The sequence below is a fragment of the Pseudoruegeria sp. SHC-113 genome (assembly GCF_025376885.1).
In the GTDB taxonomy this organism is placed as follows: Bacteria; Pseudomonadota; Alphaproteobacteria; order Rhodobacterales; family Rhodobacteraceae; genus Pseudoruegeria.
Window position 1 is genome coordinate 2,843,734 of the sequence record NZ_JAHUBR010000001.1, and the last position, 23,650, is coordinate 2,867,383.

Here is a 23,650-nt window from a genome sequence, read left to right on the forward strand (position 1 = left end):
GCCTGACCAGGCGGGCGCGAACGCGCCTGCCCCCGTGCTGAGAGCACACCTTCGGTGTGGCGGCAGGGCAGGCGCGTGCCCGTTTCAGGCGAAACAGGCCAAGTAGCGCTTCCCCGCTGCGGCCAGCCATGCTAGCGCAGCGCTATGAGCCAAGAGGATCGCATCACCCAGCTTGAAGAGCTGATTGCGCATCTCACCCGCACGGTGGAGGATTTGTCGGACGTGATCGCCCGGCAGGATCAGGACATTGCGCGGCTGAAAGGCCGGGTGCAGTTGCTGGTGGAACGCGAAGCGCAGCGCGAGGCCGATGACGGAAGCTCCATCCCGCTCGCAGACCAGCGCCCGCCCCATTGGTAAGATTCAGCGCCGCTCGTAATCCTGCGCGATGACCTTGCCTTTATGGAGCAAGATCTCGGTGTGGCTCGCGCCGCCGAACCGCTCGTAAGCGGTGACGAAGGCCGTGCTCTTTTCCATCCGCTTCGCACCGCTGCCCTCGCAAGGCTTGCCTTTGCCCTTGCCGCAGATGCCGCGCTTGATCTGCTCGTAGGCGGTGTCGGTCTGGGAATAGGGGATGGATTTCACCAGTGGATCGTAGCGCATGGTTTCATGGGTGATTGGCGCGCCCAGCACCGCAAGCCCCGCCGTGAACTGGCGCGCGCAGCCGTCGGAGAACCCTGTCACCGCATGGAGCCGCGGCGCGGTGGAGCCCGGTGCGCTGTCATAAAGCCTGAAGCCACTGCCCTTTTCGGGGAAGCGGTCCACCTCCTTGCCCAGCGCCTTGCCGCGCACCCCGCAGACCTTGCGCACCTCGCCAAAAGCCAGAGGCCCCTTGGCCTCGGCCGCTGCTGGGGCTTCAGCGGCGACGCCGAATTCCTCAAGCTGGCGGGTGGCGGGCGCGTCCGGCGAGACGGGTTTCTCATCGCTTCCAGCGCCAAAAAGCCCGGCAAAGAGCCCAGTCGCGTTGATCTCGTCGGTTTCCGTCATCGCGGTAGAGGGCGCATCTTCGGCGATGTCCACCTCCGAAAGCCGCTCGATCTGAACGGCCTCCTCTTCAGGCGCGGCCTCGGGCGGTGTTGTCTGCATGCAGGCCGAAAGCGCCAGCGTGGTTAACGCGGCGGGCAAAAAACCGATGGTGCTAGATTTCCTCAACCGTCAGAACCCCCCCAAGGCTCTTGATCGCTCCCTTGATCTGCGGGTTCACGGGATAGAGCCGTTCGAGCGAGATTTCAACCTCGCCGGGGAGATCGGGGTGAATCAGGCAGAAATTCACCGGTCCGCGGCTGCGCGCCTGCTTGTCCTGCGCGGCTGTGTCCAGAAGATTGGCAACCGTCGGGATAGCCGTGGCATCCTCCAGAAAGATCTTCAACCCGGCGCTGCCGGCATCGGCCACCACGCTGTCGATCGGCTGCACCGCGCGTGCCAGAAGCTTCAGCTGATCGCTCTCAACCGTGGCTTCCACCGTCACGACGACCTTGGAGCCGGTCTCCAGATACTCGCGGCTGGCCTCCAGCGTGTCGGAGAAAATGGTGACCTCATAGGCCCCTGTTGGGTCAGACAGCTGCGCAAAGGCAAAACGGTTGCCCTTGGCCGATTTGCGCTCCTGCCGCCCGGCCACGGCACCGGAAAGCCGCGCGATCATCGCACCGCCCTTCTTCGTCTGCTCTTCCAGCTCCGAAAGCGTCAGCACCTTCTTGCGCTTGAGCGCGGGCATGTAATCATCGAGCGGGTGGCCGGAGAGGTAGAAGCCAATGGCCTTGAACTCCTCGGTGAGCCGCTCGGCGGGCAGCCAGTCCGGCGTGGCCGCAAGGCGCGGCTCGGGCAGATCCTCCCCGGCTTCGCCAAAGAGCGAGACCTGACTAGAGGCGCGCTGCTCGTGGATGGCAGCGGAATAGGCCACAAGCGCCTCGATGCTGTCAAAGACGCGCTTGCGGTTGCGGTCCAGCTCGTCAAAGGCCCCGGCGCGGGCCAGCATCTCCATCGGGCGCTTGCCGACGCGCTTCAGATCCACCCGGCGGGCGAAATCAAAGAGCGTGGCGAAAGGCTTCTCGCCGCGCCCCTTCACCACCATCTGCATCGCCTCGCTGCCGACGTTTTTCAGCGCGCCGAGCCCGTAGACAAGCTTGCCCTCGGCCACACTGAAGGTGGCAAGCGAGCGGTTCACGCAGGGCGGCAGGATTTCGAGCCCGAGCCCCTCGCGATCACGATCCTTGCGCGCTTCCTCGGCGTAGATCGCCAGCTTGTCGGTCAGGTGGATATCGCAGTTCATGACGCCCGCCATGAACTCCACCGGGTGATTGGCTTTGAGCCAGCCCGTCTGGTAGCTCACCACCGCATAGGCGGCGGCATGGGATTTGTTGAAGCCGTAGTTGGCGAATTTCTCAAGAAGGTCAAAGACTTCGCTGGCCTTCTTCTTGTCCACCCCGTTTTCGGCTGCGCCCTTTTCGAACTTCGGGCGCTCGGCGTCCATCGCCTCTTTGATCTTCTTGCCCATGGCGCGGCGCAGCAGGTCCGCGCCGCCAAGGCTGTAGCCCGCCATGACCTGCGCGATTTGCATCACCTGTTCCTGATACACGATGATGCCCTGGGTCTCTTCGAGGATATGATCGATCAGCGGGTGCACCGAGGCCAGTTCACGCTGGCCGTTCTTCACCTCGCAATAGGTGGGGATGTTCTCCATCGGGCCGGGGCGATAGAGCGCCACCAGCGCCACGATGTCCTCGATGCAGGTGGGTTTCATGCGCTTGAGCGCATCCATCATGCCCGAGCTTTCCACCTGGAACACCGCCACGGTGCGCGCCTCGGCGTAGAGCTTGTAGGTTTTTTCGTCATCCAGCGGGATGGCGTTGATCTGGTTCTCCGCGCCTTCGGCAGGCTCGTAGAGCTGGGTGCCATCGGCGGCCACATGGATCGGGCGGCCCGATTTCAGGATCTGCTCGATGGCGTTCTGGATCACGGTGAGAGTTTTCAGGCCAAGGAAATCGAACTTCACGAGCCCCGCCTGCTCCACCCATTTCATGTTGAACTGGGTCGCGGGCATGTCGGAGCGCGGATCCTGATAGAGCGGCACCAGCGCGTCGAGCGGCCTGTCCCCGATCACCACGCCCGCGGCATGGGTGGAGGCATTGCGCAGCAGGCCTTCCACCTGCTGGCCGTAGGTCAGCAGCCGCTCCACCACTTCCTCGTTGCGCGCCTCTTCCCGCAGGCGCGGCTCGTCGATAAGCGCCTGCGCGATGGAGACAGGCTTCACCCCCTCCACCGGGATCAGCTTGGACAGGCGGTCCACCTGCCCGTAGGGCATCTGCAGCACACGCCCCACATCACGCACGGCGGCCTTGGAGAGTAGCGCGCCGAAGGTGATGATCTGGCCCACCTTGTCGCGGCCGTATTTCTCCTGCACGTAGCGGATCACCTCCTCGCGGCGGTCCATGCAGAAGTCGATGTCGAAGTCGGGCATGGAGACCCGCTCGGGGTTCAGGAAGCGTTCAAACAGCAGGCTGTAGCGCAGCGGATCAAGGTCGGTGATGGTGAGCGCATAGGCCACGAGGCTGCCCGCGCCCGAGCCCCGGCCGGGGCCCACGGGGATGTCGTGATCCTTGCCCCACTGGATGAAGTCCGCAACGATCAGGAAGTAGCCGGGAAAGCCCATGCCCTCGATGATGTCGAGCTCGAAGTCGAGCCGCTTCTGATACTCTTCCACGCTGGCGGCATGGGGGATCACCTTGAGCCGCGCCTGCAGGCCTTCGTTCGCCTGACGCCGCAGTTCGGCCACCTCGTCATCGGCGAATTTCGGCAGGATCGGATCACGCCGGTAAGCCATGAAGGCGCAACGGCGGGCGATTTCCACCGTGTTTTCAATCGCCTCCGGCAGGTCGGCAAACAGCGCCGCCATCTCCTGCGGGCTTTTGAAGTAATGCTGCGGGGTCAGGCGGCGGCGGGCCTCCTGCTGATCTACGTAAGCGCCTTCCTTGATGCAGATCAGCGCATCATGGGCCTCATACATCTCGGCCTTGGGAAAGTAGACGTCATTTGTCGCGACCAGCGGCAGGCCCATCCCATAGGCCATCTCCACGAACCCGCGCTCGGTGGCGCGCTCGGCTTCGGTGCATAGCCCACCCTCGCCCGGGTGGCGCTGCAGTTCCACGTAGAGCCGGCCCGCATAGATCGCGGCCAAGCGCTTCATCAGCGCCTCGGCCTTGGGGCGCTGCCCGGCCTGCAGCAGCTTGCCCACCGCGCCTTCGGGACCGCCCGAGAGGCAGATCAGCCCCGCGCCATGGGCCTCAAGCTCCTCCACCGTTACCTGCGGCAGTTCTCCACCGGCATCCACGTAGAGGCAGGAGGAGAGCTTCATCAGGTTCTCGTAACCTTCCTCATTCTGCGCGAGCAGAACGAGTGGCGCAGGCTCGCGCGGCTTCTCGCCGGGCGCGGGCGGATCATAGGCCACATCCACCTGGCAGCCGATGATCGGCTGGATGCCCTTTCCGGCGGCCGTCACCGAGAATTCCAGCGCGGCGAACATCGCGTTGGTATCGGTGATCGCCACGGCGGGCATGCCGGCAGAGGCGCAGCGATCGGGCAGCTTCTTGACCGGCACCGCGCCTTCCAGAAGCGAATATTCGGTGTGGACACGCAGGTGAATGAAGGAGGGAGTCGTCGTCATGGCCGCAAGCTAGCGCAAGCCGCGCGGGCGCGAAACGGCTTTCGCAGGGCAAAGCGGCTGCCCCGCAGGCAGCGAATGGCGCAAAGCCTTGCGCAAATCGCGCCCAGCGCCCAATATTTCCGCGCTGCGCAAAGGTTAAGCACTTTCGCCAAATCGGCGAAAGTTCCCCGCTTGCCAGAACCCGCTGCCAAGGCTTTGATATGGCAGCCTGCACGCGCCGCAGGGCACATCTCCAAGGGCTTTACGCCGCATCGGGCCCGGGGGAAGAGGATCACAGACAGCGGCGGTGGGCTCCATGACTGCCATATCCTTCCTTCTGAACGGCGAAAGCGTCGCCCTGCCGGAGGTGGCGCCAACGATGACGCTGCTGGACTGGCTGCGCGAGCAGCGCGGGCTGACCGGCACGAAAGAAGGCTGCAACGAAGGCGATTGCGGGGCCTGCACGGTGATCCTGACGGACGCGGGCGGCACTCCGGCGGCGATCAACGCCTGTATCACCTTCCTGCCGCAGATCCACGGCAAGGCCCTGCGCACCGTGGAAGGGCTTACAGGCGAAAACGGCGCGCTGCACCCGGTGCAGCAGGCCATGGTCGCCTGCCACGGCAGCCAATGCGGCTTCTGCACACCGGGCATCGTCGCCTCGCTTGCCGCCGCTCAGGCCACGGGCGACACCGCCCATGATGACGTGCTCGCCGGCAACCTCTGCCGCTGCACCGGCTACGCCCCGATCATCCGCGCCGCCGAAAGTGCTCAGGCCGACACCGGCTGGGCCAAGGCAGATACCAACGCCCTGCCCCACTTTGTTCCGGAAATATCCGCGGGGGGTGCGGGGGGCAGCCAGCCCCCCGCCTTCCTGCCCGCCTCCGCCGACGAACTGGCAGCGTGGTATGACGCCCACCCAGACGCCACGCTGGTGGCAGGCGCGACCGATGTCGGCCTCTGGGTCACCAAGCAGATGCGCGATCTGGACGAGATCGCCTTTCTGGACGGCTGCTGCGATCTTCAACAGATCGAAGAAAGCGCCGATGGCCTGCGGATCGGCGCGGGCGTCACGCTCGCGGCGCTCCGCGAAGCCATCGCGCCCCGCCACCCCCATTTCGCCGAGATGCTGCGCCGCTTCGCCTCCACGCAGGTGCGCAACCGCGCCACGATCGGCGGCAATATCGCCAATGGCTCCCCCATCGGCGATGCACCCCCGGCCCTGATCGCGCTTGGGGCCACGCTGCATTTGCGCAAAGGGGAAGTCCGCCGCAGCCTCGCGCTGGAGGATTTCTTCCTTGAATACGGCAAGCAGGATCGCGCGCCGGGCGAATTTGTGGAAGCCATCACATTGCCCGCCCAGCCCGACCGGCTGAAATGCTACAAGCTTTCCAAGCGTTTCGATCAGGACATCTCCGCCGTCTGTGGCTGTTTCAATCTCACTGTTGACGCCGGAACCGTTAATGAAGCGCGCATCGCCTTTGGCGGCTTGGCCGGCACGCCGAAACGCGCAAGCCACGTCGAGGCCGCGCTGCTCGGCCAGCCGTGGAGCCTTGCCACCGTGCAGGCCGCGCTGCCCGCCTTTGCCGCCGATTACACCCCGATGAGCGACATGCGTGCTTCGGCGGCCTACCGCCTTGCCACCGCACAGAACATGCTCCTGCGCTATTTCCACGAGGATCAGGGCGTGGCCACCAATGTGTTGGAGGTCTCCGCATGAGCGTCGCCAAGCCTCTCCCGCACGATACCGCCGCGCTGCATGTCACCGGCACCGCCCGCTACGTGGACGACATCCCCACACCGCGTGGCACGCTACATCTGGCCTTTGGCCTGTCCGAGATTGCCCATGGCACGATCACCGGGCTGGATCTGACGAAGGTCCGGGAAGCGCCGGGCGTTGTCGCCGTGCTTACCGCCGAGGATCTGCCCTTCGCCAATGACGTATCGCCCTCTGTCCATGACGAGCCACTGCTGGCCACCGGCAGTGTGCACTACCTCGGGCAGCCGATCTTCCTCGTGGTGGCCGAAAGCCATTTGCAGGCGCGCAAAGCGGCGCGGCTGGGCCAGATCAGCTACGCCGAAAAGCCCGCGATCCTGACGGTCGAGGCCGCGATGGAGGCCAACAGCCGCTTTGAAGACGGCCCCCGCATCTACACGAAGGGCGATGTGGACACCGCCCTCGCCGCCGCCTCGCGCCGTGTGGAAGGGCGGATCGAGATCGGCGGGCAGGAGCATTTCTACCTCGAAGGTCAGGCCGCGCTGGCCCTGCCGCAGGAGGGCGGGGACATGCTGGTGCATTCCTCCACCCAGCACCCGACCGAGATCCAGCACAAGGTGGCCGACGCGCTTGGCCTGCCCATGCATGGCGTGCGCGTCGAGACGCGGCGCATGGGCGGCGGCTTTGGCGGCAAGGAAAGCCAGGGCAACGCGCTCGCCGTGGCCTGCGCCGTGGCCGCGCGCCTGACAGGTGCCCCCTGCAAGATGCGCTATGACCGCGACGACGATATGGTCATCACCGGCAAGCGCCACGATTTCCGCATCGATTACACGGCCGGGTTTGACGCCGAGGGCCGCCTGTTGGCGGTGGAGTTCACCCATTACACCCGCTGCGGCTGGGCGCAGGATCTCTCGCTCCCCGTGGCCGACCGCGCCATGCTGCACGCAGATAACGCTTATCTGCTGCCGTCGGCGCGGATCACTTCGCACCGGCTGAAGACGAACACCCAATCCGCCACCGCCTTTCGCGGCTTCGGTGGGCCGCAGGGGATTGTCGGGATCGAGCGGGTGATGGATCACATTGCCGCCGATCTGGGACTGGATCCGCTTTTGGTGCGTCAGAAGAACTTTTATGCCTCCGGCGGGGATATTTCAGCCAAGATGAAGGCGGAAGGGGCCGCGCAGACGACGCCTTACGGGCAAGTCGTAGAGGATTCGGTGATCCGCGAGTTGGTGGCGGATCTGGCGGTGCGTTCGGACTATGCGGCGCGGCGAGCGGCGATTGCGGAGTGGAACGCGCAGAGCCCGATCCTGAAGCGCGGCATTGCGCTCACGCCAGTAAAATTCGGCATCAGCTTCACGCTCACCCACCTCAACCAGGCCGGCGCGCTGGTGCATGTGTATCAGGATGGCTCTATCCACATGAACCACGGCGGCACCGAGATGGGGCAAGGGCTGTTTCTGAAGGTGGCGCAGGTGGCGGCGAGCCGCTTTGGTGTTTCGGTGGAGAAGGTGAAGATAACCGCCACGGATACGGGCAAGGTGCCCAACACCTCGGCCACGGCGGCCTCCTCAGGCTCCGATCTGAACGGCATGGCGGTGAAGGCGGCCTGCGACACGATCCGGGGCCGCATGGCGGCGCTGCTGGCCGAGCGTCACCAGACGATGCCCGAGGCCGTGCGTTTTGAAGGCGGCGAGGTCATCGTGGGCCATGAGCGCTACAGTTTCGAGACGGTGGCGAAACTGGCCTATGAGAACCGCGTGAGCCTCTCGGCCACGGGCTTTTACAAGACGCCCAAGATCGAGTGGGACCGCATCAAGGGCGCAGGCCGCCCCTTCTTCTACTTCGCCTATGGCGCGGCGGTTTCCGAGGTGGTGATCGACACGCTTTCCGGTGAAAACCGCATCCTGCGCACCGACATCCTGCATGACGCGGGTGCTTCACTGAACCCGGCGCTCGACATCGGGCAGGTGGAGGGCGGCTTCGTGCAGGGCGCGGGCTGGCTAACCACGGAGGAACTCGTCTGGGACGGCAAGGGCGCTTTGCGCACCCATGCGCCTTCGACCTACAAGATCCCCGCCTGCTCCGATCGCCCGCGCCTGTTCAACGTGGCGCTCTATGAGGGCGAAAACCCGGAAGAGACAATCTACCGCTCCAAGGCCGTGGGCGAGCCGCCGTTCAACCTTGGCATTTCGGTGCTGATGGCGCTGTCGGATGCCGTGGCCGCCTGCGGCGATGGCAGCCAGTATGTGGCGCTCGATGCCCCGGCCACGCCGGAGCGCCTCCTCATGGCCGTGCGCCGCCAGCAGGGGATTGCGTGATGTTTGACCGCGCCGCCCTTGCCCACCAGATCGCCCGCCACGGGAGTGTGGTGCGCGTGGTGGTGGCGAAGGCGGAAGGCTCCGCCCCGCGCGAGGCTGGCGCGGCCATGATCGTCTGGGAAGGCGGGCAGAGCGGCACCATCGGTGGCGGCGCTTTGGAATATGAGGCCGCCGCCCGCGCCCGCGCGCGCCTCTCTGAGCCCGGCGCGCGCTGGCTGCGCCACGAGCCGCTCGGCCCGGCCCTTGGCCAATGCTGCGGCGGCGCGGTGACGCTGGCCTATGAGGTGTTTGACGCCGCCACCCTGCCCGACGCCGCGCCGAGCTTCCAGCGCAGTTTTGGCACCGAGCCCTGCCCCGCAAGCCTCACACGCCTCGCCCAGCGCCATGCGGCAAGCGGCGATCCCGTACCCGTCACGCTCTCCGGCCACTGGCTGGCCGAGCCGATGGGCCGCGCCGCCCTGCCCGTCTGGATCTACGGCGGCGGCCATGTGGGCCGCGCTATCGCGGCTGTGCTGGCCCCCTTGCCGGAGTTCGCCCCCACGCTCATCGACATCGACTCCGCGCGCCTGCCCGATCCGCTCCCCGAAGGCACCGAAAGCCTGATCGCCGCGCATCCCACACGCCTCGTGGCACATGCACCGCAAGAGGCGCAACACCTCGTGCTCACGCACAGCCACGCGCTGGATCTGGAGCTCTGCCACGCGCTGCTCACGCAAAGCGCCTCCCGCATCGGCCTGATCGGATCGGCCACCAAATGGGCGCGCTTTCGCAAAAGGCTCGCCACCCTCGGCCACCCGCAAGCCGCCATAAACTGCATCGAATGCCCCATCGGCGATCCCGCCCTTGGCAAACATCCACAAGCAATTGCGGTCTCCGTTGCCGCTGCGCTATTGAAGCGCCAAAACCAGCAAAACGCCACGAAGGACGTTGCATGACCACAGGGACAGACAGCTACCTGATCGAGATCGACGGGCTCACGAAAGCCTACCCGGGCGTCGTGGCCAATGACGATGTCTCGTTCAGGATCAAACCCGGCGAGGTGCATGCGCTCCTTGGCGAAAACGGCGCCGGGAAATCGACGCTGGTGAAGATGATTTACGGGCTGGTGAAGCCAGACAGCGGCCAGATGCGGCTCAACGGACGCGCCTTCACCCCCGCGGAGCCGCGCGCTGCGCGGGCCTCGGGCGTGGCGATGGTGTTTCAGCATTTCTCGCTCTTTGAGGCGCTTACCGTGGCCGAGAACGTGGCCCTTGGCATGGAGAACCCGCCGGGGCAGCGCGCGCTGGCCCAGCGCATCCGCGAGGTGAGCGAGACCTACGGCCTGCCGCTCGATCCCGACAGGCTGGTGGGCGATCTGTCTGCCGGCGAGCGCCAGCGGGTCGAGATCATCCGCTGCCTGCTGCAGGATCCGCGCCTGCTGATCATGGACGAGCCCACCAGCGTGCTCACCCCGCAGGAGGTGGACATCCTCTTTGAAACCCTGCGCAAGTTGTCGGCGGAAGGCACAGCGATCCTCTATATTTCGCACAAGCTCGAAGAGATCCGCACGCTCTGTGATGCGGCCACCATCCTGCGCCTTGGCAAGGTGGTGGGCGAGTGCATCCCGCGTGAGGTGTCGGCCCGCGACATGGCCGAGATGATGGTGGGCACCAGCCTGCATGTCCCCACGCGCGAAGCCAGCGAAGGCGGCGAGGTGCTGCTGAAGGTGGCCGGGCTGTCAGTCGCCTCCGCCAACCCTTTCGGCACATCGCTGAAGAACGTGCATTTCGAGGTGCGCGCCGGCGAAGTGCTGGGCATAGGCGGCGTCGCCGGCAACGGGCAGGACGAGCTGCTCGCCGCCCTCTCCGGCGAAGTCCGCGCCCCGGCGGAAGCCGTCACGGTGAAAGGCCAGCCCATCGGCCAACTCGGCCCCAATGCCCGCCGCCGCCTCGGCGTGCTGGCCGCGCCGGAGGAACGCCTCGGCCACGCCGCCGCGCCCGACATGAGCTTGACCGAAAACGCCCTGCTCACCGGCGCGATCCGCGAAGGCCTCGCCACCAGCGGCTTCGTCAACTGGCCCAAGACGCGCGGCTTTGCCGAGCGCATCATCAAGGATTTCGACGTGCGCACCCCCGGCCCAGAAAACGCCGCACGGGCGCTTTCCGGCGGCAACCTGCAGAAATTCGTAATCGGCCGGGAAATCCTGCAAAAACCGCAGGTTCTGGTGGTGAACCAGCCCACATGGGGCGTCGATGCCTCCGCCGCCGCCGCGATCCGGCAGGCGCTGCTGGATCTCGCCGCCGAAGGCGCGGCCATCGTGGTGATCAGCCAGGATCTCGACGAGCTGATGGAAATCTCGGACCGTTTCGCCGCGCTCAACGAAGGCCGCCTCACCGCGCCGCGCCCCGCCAAAGGGCTCACCGTGGACGAGATTGGCCTGATGATGGGCGGCGCCCACGATATGGAGACCGCCCATGTCTGAGCGCGCGCTCCTTACTTTGTTCCGGAAATATCCCCGCCGGAGGCATGAAACTCTATTCCCTTCGGAGGCCACCCTGTGATCCGGCTCGAAAAACGCCCCAGCCCGTCCAAGGCCTGGACCTACGTCACCCCGCTGCTCGCGGTGCTGCTCACCATGATCGCGGGCGGCATCCTTTTTGCCATCCTCGGCAAGGATCCGTTTGAGTCGATCCGCACGATCTTCTGGGATCCGCTCTTCAACGCGCAGTTCGCAAGCTACTCCCGCCCGCAGCTTCTAGTGAAGGCCGGGCCGCTGATCCTGATCGCCATCGGGCTGTCGCTCGGCTTTCGCGCCGGGATCTGGAATATTGGCGCGGAAGGGCAATACATCATCGGCGCGATCTGCGGCGCGGCGCTTGGCCTTGCCTTCTACCCGACGGAAAACCGGCTGATCTTCCCGGCCATGGTGCTGGCCGGAGCCCTTGGCGGCTGGGCCTGGGCGATGATCCCGGCGGTGCTGAAAACCCACTTCCGCACCAATGAGATCCTTGTCTCGCTGCTGCTCGTCTACGTGGCCGAACAGCTTCTCGCCTCCATGGCGCTGGGGCTCCTGCGCAACCCCGACGGCGGCGGCTTCCCCGGCAGCCGCAACTTCCGCAGCTTCCCCGCCGCCTCCAACCCGGAGCTTTTCGAGGGCACCGGGATGCACTGGGGCGTCGTGGCGGCCTTCATCGCGGTGATCTTCGCCTATGTGCTGCTGAGCCGCCATATGCTCGGCTTCCAGATCCGTGTCACCGGCCAGAGCCCGCGCGCCGCGCGCTTCTCCGGCGTGTCGCCCACGCGGCTGATCCTGATCTGCATGGGTATCTCCGGCGCGCTTGCCGGTATGGCGGGGATGTTCGAAGTCACCGGACCTGCCGGGCAGATCAGCATCGATTTCAACGTGGGCTACGGCTTCACCGCGATCATCGTCGCCTTCCTTGGCCGCCTGCACCCGATCGGCATCCTGCTCGCAGGGCTTTTGATGGCGCTCACCTATATCGGGGGCGAACTGGCCCAGCTCATGCTCGGCCTGCCCGCCGCCGCGATCCAGCTCTTTCAGGGGATGCTCCTGTTCTTCCTGCTCGCGGTGGATGTTCTGACGAACTTCCGCATCCGCCTTGCCAAACCGGAGGCCGCGTAATGGACCTGTCCGCCATCAACCCGCTCGTGCTGCTCGCCTCGCTCATGGTCGCGGCCACACCCATCCTGCTGGCCGCAATTGGCGAGCTTGTCGTGGAGAAAGCCGGGGTGCTGAACCTCGGCGTCGAAGGCATGATGATCACCGGCGCGATCTGCGGCTTCGCCATCGCGGTGGAAAGCGGCAGCCCCCTGCTCGGCTTTCTCTGCGCCGCGCTTGGCGGCGCGCTGCTCTCGCTGATCTTCGCCTTCCTCACGCAGTATCTGCTCTCAAACCAGGTCGCCACCGGGCTTGCGCTCACGCTTTTCGGCCTCGGGCTCTCCTCGCTTCTGGGCCAGAGCTATGTGGGCATCAAACCCCCGGCAACCAACAAGCTCAACATCCCCCTGCTGTCCGACATCCCGGTGCTCGGTCAGGTGCTCTTCTCCCATGACCTGATGGTCTACGTCAGCCTCGCCATCGTGGCGGGCGTCTGGGCGCTGCTGAAGTACAGCCGCCTTGGGCTCGTGCTGCGCGCGGTGGGCGAAAACCACGACGCCGCCCATGCGCTCGGCTACAAGGTGATCCGCATCCGCATGGCCGCCATCGCCTTCGGCGGCGCCTGCGCGGGGCTGGGCGGGGCCTACCTGAGCCTAGTGCGTGTACCGCAATGGACGGAAGGCATGACGGCCGGCGCGGGCTGGATCGCGCTTGCCATCGTGGTCTTTGCCAGCTGGAAGCCGTGGCGCGTTTTGCTGGGTGCCTATCTTTTCGGCGGCGTCACCGTGCTGCAACTCAATCTGCAGGCCGCCGGCCTCGCGATCCCTGTCGAATACTTGTCCATGAGCCCGTATCTGATAACGATCCTCGTGCTTGTGATCATGTCTTCGGGCAAGGGGCGCGCGGCGCTGAATGCGCCGGCGGCGCTCGGGCGTGTCTTCCACGCGTCCTCTTAACCGGATAAACACATCCTTATGCGATCTGCTCGCCAACACATGAAAAAAGACTCAACAAGGAGAGACATTCAATGAAACTCACCCACCTGCTTGCCGGGGCTGCCATGGCCATCGGTCTGGCCAGCACCGCCGTGGCCGAAGACAAGGTCAAGGCCGGCTTCATCTACGTGGGCCCCGTCGGCGACGGCGGCTGGACCTACGAGCACGATCAGGGCCGCAAGGCCGTGGAAGAAGCGCTCGGCGACAAGGTCGAGACGATCTATCAGGAAAGCGTGCCGGAAGGCGCTGACGCCGAACGCGCGATCACTCAGATGGCGCTCTCTGGCGCAGACATCATCTTCACCACCTCCTTCGGCTACATGGATCCGACGATCGCCGTGGCCGAGAAATTCCCGGATGTGAAGTTCGAGCACGCCACCGGCTACAAGCGCGCCGACAACGTGTCGATCTACTCCGCCCGCTTCTATGAGGGCCGCGCCATCCAGGGCCACATCGCTGGAAAGATGACGAAGACGAACAAGATCGGCTACATCGCATCCTTTCCGATCCCGGAAGTGATCCGCGGCATCAACTCGGCCTATATCCACGCCAAGAAGGTGAACCCGGACGTCGAGTTCTCCATCATCTGGGCCTACACCTGGTTTGACCCGGCCAAGGAAGCCGACGCCGCCACCGCTCTGATCGAGCAGGGCGCGGACGTGATCCTGCAGCACACCGACTCCACCGCGCCGCAGGCGGCCGCTGAAAAAGCCGGTGGCGTGATCACCTTCGGTCAGGCCTCTGACATGGGCGAATACGCCCCGCTGCCGCGCGTCTCTTCCATCATCGACAACTGGGGCCCCTACTACGTGGCCCGCGTTCAGGCCGTGCTGGATGGCACCTGGGAAAGCACCGACACCTGGGACGGCATCGGCCCGGGCATGGTCGGCATCGGTGAAATCTCCGACGCCGTTCCGGCCGACGTGAAAGCCGAAGCGCTCGCCATGAAAGACGCGATCGCGGCTGGCGAATACCACCCGTTCACAGGCCCGCTGAAGAAGCAGGACGGCTCCGACTGGCTGGCCGAAGGCGAAGTGGCTGACGATGGCACGCTGCTCGGCATGAACTTCTACGTGGAAGGCATCACCGCCGAGATCCCGAACTGATCGGATCGACACGACAGACAGAAGGGCGCGGCTTCGGCTGCGCCCTTTTTCTTTTGTCCAGAGGATCAGAACGCCGGACCTATCGCACCTTAAAAGGTCCACATTCATCCTGAGGGCTGTGCCTGCCTGGGCGGGCGCGAATGCGCCTGCCGAGGGGCAGGCAGGCGCAGCCCGGCGGTGCCGGGCAAGAAAGAGCATTGAACATCAACACCCGCTTGCCCGACCTCTGCCGCCCTTCTAGGCTCCGCACATGCCTGCTGATCTCTATGCCGCCTCTGTTCCCGTCTACGCTCGCTTTGTGGCCCGCATCCCCGCCCTGCTGGCCTACGACGGCGCGCCGGACGCGCTCACTTTCCGCCTTATGCCCGGCATGCTTTCGGCGGGCGAGAACCTGCACACGGCACAGGGCTACGTACCCCGCGCTCTGACACCGCTCACCGGAACACAAGCGCCCGACCTGCCCGAAGGCCCGCATGACGCCGCAACGCTCCTGCACCGCAGCGCCCTGCTCGGAGATTGGCTCGCCACCCTCACCCCGCAGGACTTCGTCAACGCCGCCCAAACCCGCGTGACCCACCGCGCCGGTGAGGCCGATCTCACCCAAAGCGGCGATACCTTCCTGCTGCACTACGCCCTGCCGAATTTCTTCTTCCACCTCGTCGCCGGCTATGCGGGCCTGCGTGCCGCCGGGGTGCCGCTGTCCAAAGGCGATTTCGACGGCTTCCACAGCTACCCGCCCGGCTTCGCCTTCCAAGGCACCGGGATCTGATCCCCCTTCCCAAGCGCGGCCTGCTCTGCCACCAATACCGCATGACACAGCCAGCCCTCTCCCCGCTCTCCGGCGCGCCGCTTTCGGCGCTTTGCTTCGGTGCCATGCAGTTTGGCGGCACCGCCGATGCAACGGCCTGCGCCCAGATGTTCGCCGCCTGCCGCGCGGCGGGCGTGAACTTCTTCGACACCGCCCACGGCTATACCGAAGGGCGCTCCGAAACGATCCTCGGGCAACTGGCCAAGGCCGAGCGCGAGGATCTGCTGATCGCCAGCAAGGTCGGATACGTGGGCGGCTGCGATCGCGCCACGCTGCTGGCGCAGTTCGACATCTCGCGCCAGCGGCTCGACATGGACATGGTGGATCTGCTCTACCTGCACCGGTTTGACGATGGCACACCCCTTGAAGAGACTTTCGAGGTCATGGCCGGGCTGCAGGCCGAGGGCAAGATCCGCTACATTGGCGTGTCGAACTACGCCGCGTGGCAGGTGATGAAGGCGCAGGCGATCGCCGCGCGCCTTGGCACGCGGATCGACATCATCCAGCCGATGTACAACCTCGTGAAACGGCAGGCCGAGGTGGAGCTTCTGCCGATGTGCGAAAGCGAATCCATCGCCTGCGCGCCCTATTCGCCACTGGGCGGCGGGCTGCTGACGGGCAAATACGCGCAAGGGGTCGGGGGTCGGCTGGTCGCTGACGAGCGCTATGCCGAACGCTACGCCCCGAAATGGATGCACGAGGCCGCGCAAGGGCTGTCCACGCTGGCGCAGGAGGTGGGGGTTTCCGCCATCAGCCTCGCCGTGGCTTGGGTCGCGCGGCATGCGGGCGTCACCGCGCCGATCATCTCGGCCCGCTCCGCAGAGCAGCTCGCCCCCTCGCTCGCCGCGCAGGAGGTGACGCTGGACGACTCGCTCTATGCACAGCTTTCCGCGCTCACCCCCACCCCGCCCCCGGCGACGGACCGGCTCGAGGAGGCATGAGCGACATACTTGTTATTGGCGGCGGCATCGCGGGGCTCGCTTCCGCCGCGCGGCTCTCTCACCTCGGGCGCGTGATGCTGCTGGAGCGCGAAACGGCGCTCGGCTACCATGCCTCCGGGCGCTCCGCCGCGATGTTCGAGGAAACCTACGGCCTGCCCACCACCATCGCGCTCAATCAGGCCAGCCGCGCCTATCACGCCGAGGCCAACGGCGGTGTGCTTTCACCGCGCGGGCTGATGCTGGTTGCTCGCGCGGGCGAAGAGGCCGCCTTCGAGGCCGACCTCCAGACCATGCAGATGGACGCGCTCTCGCCTTCCGAGGCCGCCGCGATGATCCCCATTCTAGATCTCGGCGTGATCACGCAAGCAGGCTATCGCGCCTACGCCTGGGACATCGACACCGACCGCCTGATGCAGAATTTCGCCCGCGAACTGCGCGCCAATGGCGGAGAGATCCACACCGGGGCGGAGGTTACATCCATCCGGCGCGACGGTGGCACATGGCATATAACCACCACCGATGAACGCACGTTTAGCGCACAGATCCTCGTAAATGCCGCCGGGGCCTGGGTCGATCAGATCGCCGCCCTTGCAGGCGTGGCACCCGTCGGCATCACCCCCCTGCGCCGCTCCATGGCGCGCCTGCCTGCCCCCGATGGCCATGACGTGGCGCACTGGCCGATGCTCTTTGGCCCCGGCGAAACGTGGTATGCCAAGCCCGATGCAGGCGCGCTGATCGTCTCCCCCGCCGACGAAGAACCTACCCCGCCGATGGACGCCTGGGCCGACGACATGGTGCTGGCCGAAGGGCTCGCGCGCTTTGAGGCACATGTCACCCTGCCCGTCACCCGGCTTCTGGCCAATTGGGCCGGCCTGCGCAGCTTCGCGCCCGACAGGCAGTTGGTGATCGGTGAGGACCCGGCCGCGCCGGGCTTCTTCTGGTGCGCCGGGCAAGGCGGCTACGGCTTCCAGACGGCCCCTGCCTATAGCGCCCTGCTGGCTGATCTCGTCGCCGGACGCGTGCCCGAAGTCGGCGCCGATCTGGCCGCTGCCCTCTCCCCCAACCGCTTCGGAGGTGCCTGATGGCATTCTGGCCCCGGCTCAAACCCGATGATCGCAACATCCGCCCTCACGAGGCCCCCGGCCAATACATCGCGCCCGCCGCGAGCCGGAACGAGGCCCCGATTCTGGCCGTTCTGAAAGAAGTGCTGCCCGAAACAGGTCGCGCGCTGGAGATCGCCAGCGGCACCGGCCAGCACATCGCGGCCTGCGCCGCGCAGCACCCGGGCCTGCACTGGCAGCCGAGTGACATCGAAGACAGCCGCCTTGCCTCCATCGCGCAATGGGTCGCGGAATCGGGCCGCGAGAACCTCGCACCGCCGATCCGGCTCGACGCCACCCGCGCGCCTTACGCGGGCGCGCCCTATGACGTGATCCTGCTCGTGAACCTGCTTCACCTGATCAGCGAGGACGATTGCTGGGCGATCCTCACCCATGCGGCGGCGGCGCTGAACTCAGGTGGGCTCTTTTGCTTCTACGGCCCTTTCCTGCGCGAATCGGGCTTCGCCAGCGAAGGCGACCGCGCCTTTCACATGCATCTTCAAGGGATCGATCCGGGCGTGGGCTACAAACAGGTGCGCGATCTGCAGAACTGGCTCGCCTCGCGGGGGTTCACGCTTGAGGCCTGCCACGAGATGCCCGCCAACAACCTGATGTGGATCTGCCGGAAAGGCTGAGCGGCCTGTGAAACCAAGCGCGGGGCCCGAGGGCCCCGCTGCATATGCGCCTTACCCGAAGACGAAATCGATGTCCGCCGGGGCCGTTCCGGCCAAACCTTCCAGCAAGACGCTGCCCCCGCCGGCCACCGTGATCAACAGATCGCTGCCCTGATCGGCAAAGCTCAGGCCCGCCATCCCGCCGGCAATACCGTCGAACTTCAGCTCGTCCAGGCCAATCTCGAAATCGATGATCACATCCGCGCCTTCACCGGCCCGGAACAGGAAGCGATCCTCACCCGCACCGCCGCGCAGCGTGTCATTGCCCGCCCCGCCGGCGAGAATGTCATTGTCCGCACCGCCGTTGAGGCTGTCGTCGCCGTTGTTGCCATAGAGCAGATCGTTACCAGCCCCGCCTCGCAGTACATCCTTGCCTGCGTGGCCGGAGAGGATATCGCGGCCTGCGCCGCCGTCCAGAAGGTCATCGCCCTTGTTGCCAACGAGATCGTCGTCCCATTCCCCGCCGTAGAGCTGATCATCGCCATCGCCGCCGGAGAGGGAATCCCGGCCCTTGCCGCCAAACAGCACGTCGGAGCCATTTCCGCCAAGCAGAAGATCGTCCCATTCGCCGCCGGACAGGCGATCATCCCCGTCGCCGCCGTCCAGCGTATCCTTGCCCCGGTCGCCCAGAAGCGAGTCATTGCCGGTGCCGCCAAAGAGCATGTCGTCCCAGGCACCGCCGCGCAGGGTGTCGTCCCCGGCGTTGCCACGCAGCACGTCCTTGCCATTGCCGCCCTGAAGCGTGTCGTTGCCTTCGCCGCCCCAGAGCTTGTCAAAGCCGTTGCCACCGTCGATCACATCGTCGCCGAGGCCGCCGAAGATCTGATCGCCCTGCCCTTCACCAAAGGCGATATCGTTGCCATCGCCGAGAAAGAGCCGATCAAACCCGTTGCCCGCGCGGATGATTGTCTCACCGATCAGGTTCAGCGGTACCCCGTCGCCCGAGACATCGCTTTCCAGCAGGACATCATTTGCCCCGCCAAGATTGAACTCCCACGGCAAGGCAAGGAGGTAGGCTTCGATCGCCCCGGTGTTGCCGCCGGCCTCCTCAGTCAGAAGATCCGCCCAGTCCTGAACGCCCAGCGCCAGACCCGTGATCGTGAACTCTTCCGTCCCGTTGCGCGAAACGGTGATGTCCTCGATGTTGCCCGCAACGAGCCCGCCATCGCCCGCGGCAAAGCCCGTGCCGCCAAGCGTGATCTGGAACCACGTCGCCGACAAGCTGACCTCGGAGGCCGAGATCGCGCCGAATGACACAGGCCCGGCAAGCGCATCGAAAACGGTAAGGACGGAGGAGAGCGGCAGGCTAGAGGCCGCGTTGAATCGCACGACGGGCATGGGAATCCCTTTCAAATACTTGTTCTGCACATCACGCCGAGTGGCGGCGTCTGCGTTAACATATATTAATTTTGCGTTAACATCTTGGAGAAAGGCGGTTTTTCCCCTGCAAAGCGGCTTCTCGCGCGGATTATCGACAATCCCACCGCACGCGGCACCACTGTTCAGGTTGCGGAAACGGGTTGCCGCAACCCCTACGGGAAATTGGGGTATCTTCGTTTCTTGGTCTGATCAGCCAGCCCGCTCTGCCTGCGTGTCCGCCGCGCGAATCGGCGGCGGGCTCACCCACCCCTGCGGGCCGCGGCCACGATGCCGAAAAGGATAAGCGCGGGCAGGATGAGCAGTTTGAACAAGAAGACCGAAAAGATCATCAGGTAGCTGCGGATCAGCACGTCGGCGTTCTCGTAAACACCTTCGGCCAGCTGCTGGTAGCGGTCCAGCGCATCGCCTGCGTCGCGCAGGGATTTCAGCCAGCCCTCCGCCGCTTCCGTACCGGGCTGTGCGTCCGGCACCCGGGCCGTGATCTGCGCCACAACGGCGCTGTGCTCGGCCCAGACATCGGCCGTCATCCAGTCCGCCATCAGCCCGGCGAGCAGATAGGCCAGCGGCAGTGCCACGGCGAGCAGAAGCCCGTAGCGCAGCAGGGTGCGTTCCACCACGCTGGCCGGGCTTGCGCGCCCTGCCAGCCGCCTGAGCGCCTCGCCTGCAAGCGCGAGCCCCACGAGCCCCCAGCCCACCGCTCCAATCGGCCCGACCGCCACCGAGATCACGCCCGTGGCGACCATGACCAGAAATACCATCCCGGCGATCCGCTCCACGGTGTCGTCGATCGGCTCCAGCCAGCGCAGCGGCTGGCCCGAGCCCGACACCACAAGCGATCCGCCCACCTCGACCTCCTGTGCGGTGGAGAGGAAAGCATTGAGCGTGCGCAGCGAGACGTAGATCCCTGCTGAGGCTCCGGCAACGCCGGAGGCATAGGATTCTGCCTGCTGTGTCAGAGGGTTGCCCTTGTAGAAGGCGGTGCCCAAAGCGGCGATCAGAAGAAAGGCCACCAAGATCGGCCAAGGCAGTTTGCGGGCATTTTTCTGGTCTGACGGGGCGGCGCGCGGTGTCATGGCTCGATCCTCGGCGGGTGGGCCGCCTGTTATTGTGTATCTTTGGCCGGAAGTGTCCGCGAAGAAGCGCGCTTTGCAAAAGAAAACCGTGCTGCCAAACGAAGAACGCCCCACGAAACCGTGGGGCGTGTTGTTAAGGCCGCGCCTGCGCCGCCCGGCATCAGCCTTGCGGCGCGTGGCGTTCAGCCATCCACGCGGATGGTGGCGTTCTTCGGATCATAGGGGCTGTCTTCCACCACCTCGGCGTCCCAGAGCTGATCGAACATCTTCACCTTCAGCTTCGTACCCACCTCGGCCAGTTCGGGTTTCACGTAGCCCATGCCGATGGATTTGCCGAAATGTACCGAGTAACCGCCGGAAGTGAGCCGCCCGACGCGCGTATCGCCGTGGTAGAGCGCCTCGCGGCCCCACGGGTCGGCGTCCGCCGGGCCATCCACCAGAAGCGTGACGCATTTGGAGCGGATGCCCTTGGCCAGCATCGCCTCCTTGCCGAAGAAATCCTTCTCAAGGTCAATGAAACGGTCGAGTCCGGCCTCGGCAGGCGTCGCGTCGCGGCCCAGTTCGGTGCCGAAGGCGCGGTAGCTTTTCTCCTGCCGCAGCCAGTTCTGCGCCCGTGCGCCCACAAGGCGCATGCCGTGCTTTTCGCCCGCCGCGAGAAGCGCGTTCCAGAGGTAACGCTGCATTTCAATCGGGTGGTGAAGCTCCCAGCCCAATTCCCCGGTATAGGCAACGCGGATCGCGTTCACCGGGCACATGCCCAGTTCGATCTGGCGTGCCGAGAGCCACGGGAAGCGCTTGTTGGAGAGCGCGGTGTCCGGGTCGGCGTCCTTGATCAGCTCTTTCAGCACGTCGCGGGATTTCGGCCCGGCGATGGCGAAAACGCCGTGCTGGCTGGTGACATCCTGGATCACCACCGGCGCGCCGTTTTGGGCCATGAAATCCTCGGCGGCCTTGCGCAGGTAGTCGGCGTCATAGGCCGTCCATGCCCCGGCAGAGACGAGGTAGTAGCTGCTCTCGCCCGTGCGCACGATGGTGTATTCGGTGCGCGTGGTGCCGGCTTGGGTAAGCGCATAGGTCAGGTTGATGCGGCCCACCTTGGGCAGGCGGTTGCAGGTGAACCAATCCAGAAACGCCGTCGCGCCCGCGCCGGTGACGGTGTGTTTGGTGAAGGCCGTGGCGTCGATTAGGCCGACGCCATGGCGGATCGCCTCGGCCTCCTGACGGGCGAAGTCCCACCAGCCGCCGCGCCGGAAGGAGCGGCTGTCGTGATCGGAGAAACCTTGGACCGGCTGCACCTCGGACTGACCGAGGATGGCGCCTGCCCCGTGGGGGGGCGCAGAGCGCCCGCCCTGGGGGGCGGGGCGGGCGCCATCCGTGCCGCTTTGCGCCACGGATGATTTGGGTTCGACCGCATAGTAATTCGGTCGCTCCCAGCCGTTCACGCAGCCAAACTGCGCCCCCAGCGCGGCCTGCGCATCATAGGCGGGCGCGGTGCGCAGCGGGCGGCAGGCTTCGCGCTCTTCATCCGGATGGTGCAGGATGTAGACGTGCTCGTAGCATTCCTCGTTCTTGCGCGCGGCGTATTCGGTCGTCATCCAGCCGCCGTAGCGTTTGGGATCTAGCGAGGCCATGTCGATTTCGGCCTCCCCTTCCACCATCATCTGCGCAAGGTAATAGCCGGTGCCGCCCGCGGCCGTGATCCCGAAGGAAAACCCTTCCGCCAGCCACATGTTGCGCAGGCCCGGTGCGGGGCCGACAAGCGGGTTGCCATCGGGCGTGTAGCAGATCGGACCGTTGAAATCGTCTTTCAAACCAACCGTTTCCGACGACGGAATCCGGTGGATCATGGACATGTATTCCTCCTCGATCCGCTCCAGATCGAGCGGGAAGAGATCGGCGCGGAAGCTGTCCGGCACGCCATATTCAAAGCGCGCGGGCGCATTGCGCTCGTAGGGCCCAAGGATCCAGCCGCCGCGCTCCTCGCGCACATACCACTTGGCATCCGCATCGCGCAGAACCGGGTGCTCGCCGTGGCTTTTGCGATACTCCACCAGCGCCGGATCGGGCTCGGTGACGATAAACTGATGCTCAACGGGAATGGCCGGGATCTTGATGCCCAGAAGCTGCGCGGTGCGCTGCGCGTGGTTGCCGGTGCAGGTCACCACATGTTCGGCGCGGATCTCGAAGGTCTCCTCGGACGGCACAAGATTGCCGCCCTTCTCCACCATGATCCGGCCGCGCACGATCCACTCAGAGCCCGTCCACTCGTAGCCATCCACCTGCCGCTTGCGGATCACCTCAACGCCACGCTGGCGCGCGCCCTTGGCCATGGCCATCGTCACATCGGCCGGGTTGATGTAGCCGTCGGTGGGGTGATAGATCGCGCCTTCCAGATCCTCGGTGCGCACCAGCGGCCAGCGCTCCTTGATCTGCGCGGGCGACAGCCACTGGTAAGGCACGCCGCAGGTCTCGGCCGTGGTGGCGTAGACCATATATTCATCCATCCGCGCCTTGCTCTGCGCCATGCGCAGGTTGCCGACGATGGAGAAGCCCGCGTTCAGGCCCGTTTCCGCCTCAAGCGTCTTGTAGAACTCCACCGAATACTGGTGAATATGCGTCGTCGCGTAGGACATGTTGAACAGCGGAAGCAGCCCGGCCGCATGCCACGTGGAGCCCGAGGTCAGTTCGTCGCGCTCCAGAAGGACGACATCCTCCCACCCGGCTTTCGCCAGATGATAGGCAACCGAGGCCCCGATGGCGCCACCGCCAACGACCAATGCTTTCACGTGGGTTTTCATAGGCTTTCCCTGCTTTCAGGCGTTCGCGCAAATCATGGCAGATTCTGCGGGAGCGCCGAAAGAGAAGCCCGACCGAAAAACCCGCAAAACCGACGCGGGGGAAGCGGCGGTTCCCAAGATCAGTTGCTGTCGGCCTTGCAGGACTTGAACCCGCGCTCAGACGAGCAGGCAAACACCGTCGGCGCGGGCACGGCGGCCTCAGACTCTGCGCCCTTGCCGAAGCGGCTGAAGAAACTGGTTTTTTCGACTTCAGCTGCGGCGGCGGGCGCAGGGGCGGCGGCGTCGGCCACATCCGCCGCTTCGCTCTTTGCGCGCAGCTCCTGCAGCCCGGCCCCTGCCGCCTGCCAGCGGCTGGTGGCCTGATCGCGCATCAGGGCGGCATAGTCGGACACGGAAAACGCCTCGCCCGCGGCCTCGGCCATCGCCTGACGGCGCGAGAAATCCACGCCCGCCACGGTGAACCCCATGATGATCGCGAAAAGTGCCATGAAACCGATGCGCAA

At 65.6% G+C, this 23,650-nt stretch carries 18 protein-coding genes; 12 read left to right on the top strand and 6 right to left on the bottom strand.

The features are described from left to right. Window positions 1-144: 144 nt before the first annotated feature. Window positions 145-357: a SlyX family protein gene (locus tag KVX96_RS13940; RefSeq protein ID WP_261195135.1), complete on the top strand. Its 213-nt coding sequence runs from the start codon at window positions 145-147 to the stop codon at window positions 355-357. A gap of 3 nt (window positions 358-360) precedes the next feature. Here KVX96_RS13940 and KVX96_RS13945 read toward each other — a convergent pair whose 3' ends face one another. Both KVX96_RS13945 and dnaE read right to left on the bottom strand, forming a co-directional pair. Then, complete coding sequence (locus KVX96_RS13945; RefSeq protein ID WP_261195136.1) at window positions 361-1,122, bottom strand: hypothetical protein; 762 nt, start codon at window positions 1,120-1,122, stop codon at window positions 361-363. 13 nt (window positions 1,123-1,135) lie between these two features. After that, entirely contained in the window at window positions 1,136-4,657 is a 3,522-nt protein-coding gene (gene dnaE / locus KVX96_RS13950; RefSeq protein WP_261195137.1) for a DNA polymerase III subunit alpha, read from the bottom strand. Between the two features lie 295 nt (window positions 4,658-4,952). Between dnaE and xdhA the strand changes: the two genes are divergently transcribed. The 11 genes from xdhA to KVX96_RS14005 all read left to right on the top strand — a co-directional run bounded on the left by xdhA (window position 4,953) and on the right by KVX96_RS14005 (window position 17,857). After that, complete coding sequence (gene xdhA, locus KVX96_RS13955; RefSeq protein ID WP_261195138.1) at window positions 4,953-6,356, top strand: xanthine dehydrogenase small subunit; 1,404 nt, start codon at window positions 4,953-4,955, stop codon at window positions 6,354-6,356. After that, window positions 6,353-8,674, top strand: a complete 2,322-nt coding sequence (gene xdhB / locus KVX96_RS13960; RefSeq protein ID WP_261195139.1) for a xanthine dehydrogenase molybdopterin binding subunit — start codon at window positions 6,353-6,355, stop codon at window positions 8,672-8,674. The genes xdhA and xdhB overlap by 4 nt, the downstream gene beginning before the upstream one ends. After that, window positions 8,674-9,609, top strand: coding sequence for a xanthine dehydrogenase accessory protein XdhC (gene xdhC / locus KVX96_RS13965; RefSeq protein WP_261195140.1), 936 nt, complete (start codon window positions 8,674-8,676; stop codon window positions 9,607-9,609). Before xdhB ends, xdhC begins: the two co-directional genes overlap by 1 nt. Next, window positions 9,606-11,135 (top strand): ABC transporter ATP-binding protein, encoded by a 1,530-nt coding sequence (locus tag KVX96_RS13970; protein ID WP_261195141.1) that lies wholly within the window; start codon window positions 9,606-9,608, stop codon window positions 11,133-11,135. The genes xdhC and KVX96_RS13970 overlap by 4 nt, the downstream gene beginning before the upstream one ends. A gap of 75 nt (window positions 11,136-11,210) precedes the next feature. Continuing rightward, window positions 11,211-12,296, top strand: a complete 1,086-nt coding sequence (locus tag KVX96_RS13975) for an ABC transporter permease (RefSeq protein WP_261195142.1) — start codon at window positions 11,211-11,213, stop codon at window positions 12,294-12,296. Then, a complete protein-coding gene (locus KVX96_RS13980) occupies window positions 12,296-13,228 on the top strand; it encodes an ABC transporter permease (RefSeq protein ID WP_261195143.1) in 933 nt (310 codons plus the stop codon). The genes KVX96_RS13975 and KVX96_RS13980 overlap by 1 nt, the downstream gene beginning before the upstream one ends. A gap of 71 nt (window positions 13,229-13,299) precedes the next feature. Then, window positions 13,300-14,373: a BMP family ABC transporter substrate-binding protein gene (locus KVX96_RS13985; protein ID WP_261195146.1), complete on the top strand. Its 1,074-nt coding sequence runs from the start codon at window positions 13,300-13,302 to the stop codon at window positions 14,371-14,373. 250 nt (window positions 14,374-14,623) lie between these two features. Further along, complete coding sequence (locus tag KVX96_RS13990) at window positions 14,624-15,142, top strand: DUF1993 domain-containing protein (protein ID WP_261195147.1); 519 nt, start codon at window positions 14,624-14,626, stop codon at window positions 15,140-15,142. Window positions 15,143-15,183: 41 nt separating this feature from the next. After that, complete coding sequence (locus tag KVX96_RS13995) at window positions 15,184-16,122, top strand: aldo/keto reductase (protein WP_261195149.1); 939 nt, start codon at window positions 15,184-15,186, stop codon at window positions 16,120-16,122. Beyond that, window positions 16,119-17,204: an NAD(P)/FAD-dependent oxidoreductase gene (locus KVX96_RS14000; RefSeq protein ID WP_261195150.1), complete on the top strand. Its 1,086-nt coding sequence runs from the start codon at window positions 16,119-16,121 to the stop codon at window positions 17,202-17,204. The genes KVX96_RS13995 and KVX96_RS14000 overlap by 4 nt, the downstream gene beginning before the upstream one ends. Then, window positions 17,204-17,857 (top strand): class I SAM-dependent methyltransferase, encoded by a 654-nt coding sequence (locus tag KVX96_RS14005; RefSeq protein ID WP_261195152.1) that lies wholly within the window; start codon window positions 17,204-17,206, stop codon window positions 17,855-17,857. Before KVX96_RS14000 ends, KVX96_RS14005 begins: the two co-directional genes overlap by 1 nt. A 51-nt stretch (window positions 17,858-17,908) precedes the next feature. Here KVX96_RS14005 and KVX96_RS14010 read toward each other — a convergent pair whose 3' ends face one another. The 4 genes from KVX96_RS14010 to KVX96_RS14025 form a co-directional block, all read right to left on the bottom strand. Continuing rightward, the gene (locus tag KVX96_RS14010; RefSeq protein ID WP_261195154.1) at window positions 17,909-19,234 is read right to left on the bottom strand and encodes a calcium-binding protein; all 1,326 of its coding nucleotides are present in this window, start codon (window positions 19,232-19,234) and stop codon (window positions 17,909-17,911) included. Between the two features lie 281 nt (window positions 19,235-19,515). Then, entirely contained in the window at window positions 19,516-20,349 is an 834-nt protein-coding gene (locus KVX96_RS14015) for a hypothetical protein (protein WP_261195156.1), read from the bottom strand. Window positions 20,350-20,531: 182 nt separating this feature from the next. Further along, window positions 20,532-23,147: an FAD-dependent oxidoreductase gene (locus KVX96_RS14020; RefSeq protein WP_261195157.1), complete on the bottom strand. Its 2,616-nt coding sequence runs from the start codon at window positions 23,145-23,147 to the stop codon at window positions 20,532-20,534. Between the two features lie 119 nt (window positions 23,148-23,266). Beyond that, a complete protein-coding gene (locus KVX96_RS14025; RefSeq protein ID WP_261195159.1) occupies window positions 23,267-23,635 on the bottom strand; it encodes a hypothetical protein in 369 nt (122 codons plus the stop codon). Window positions 23,636-23,650 lie beyond the last annotated feature (15 nt).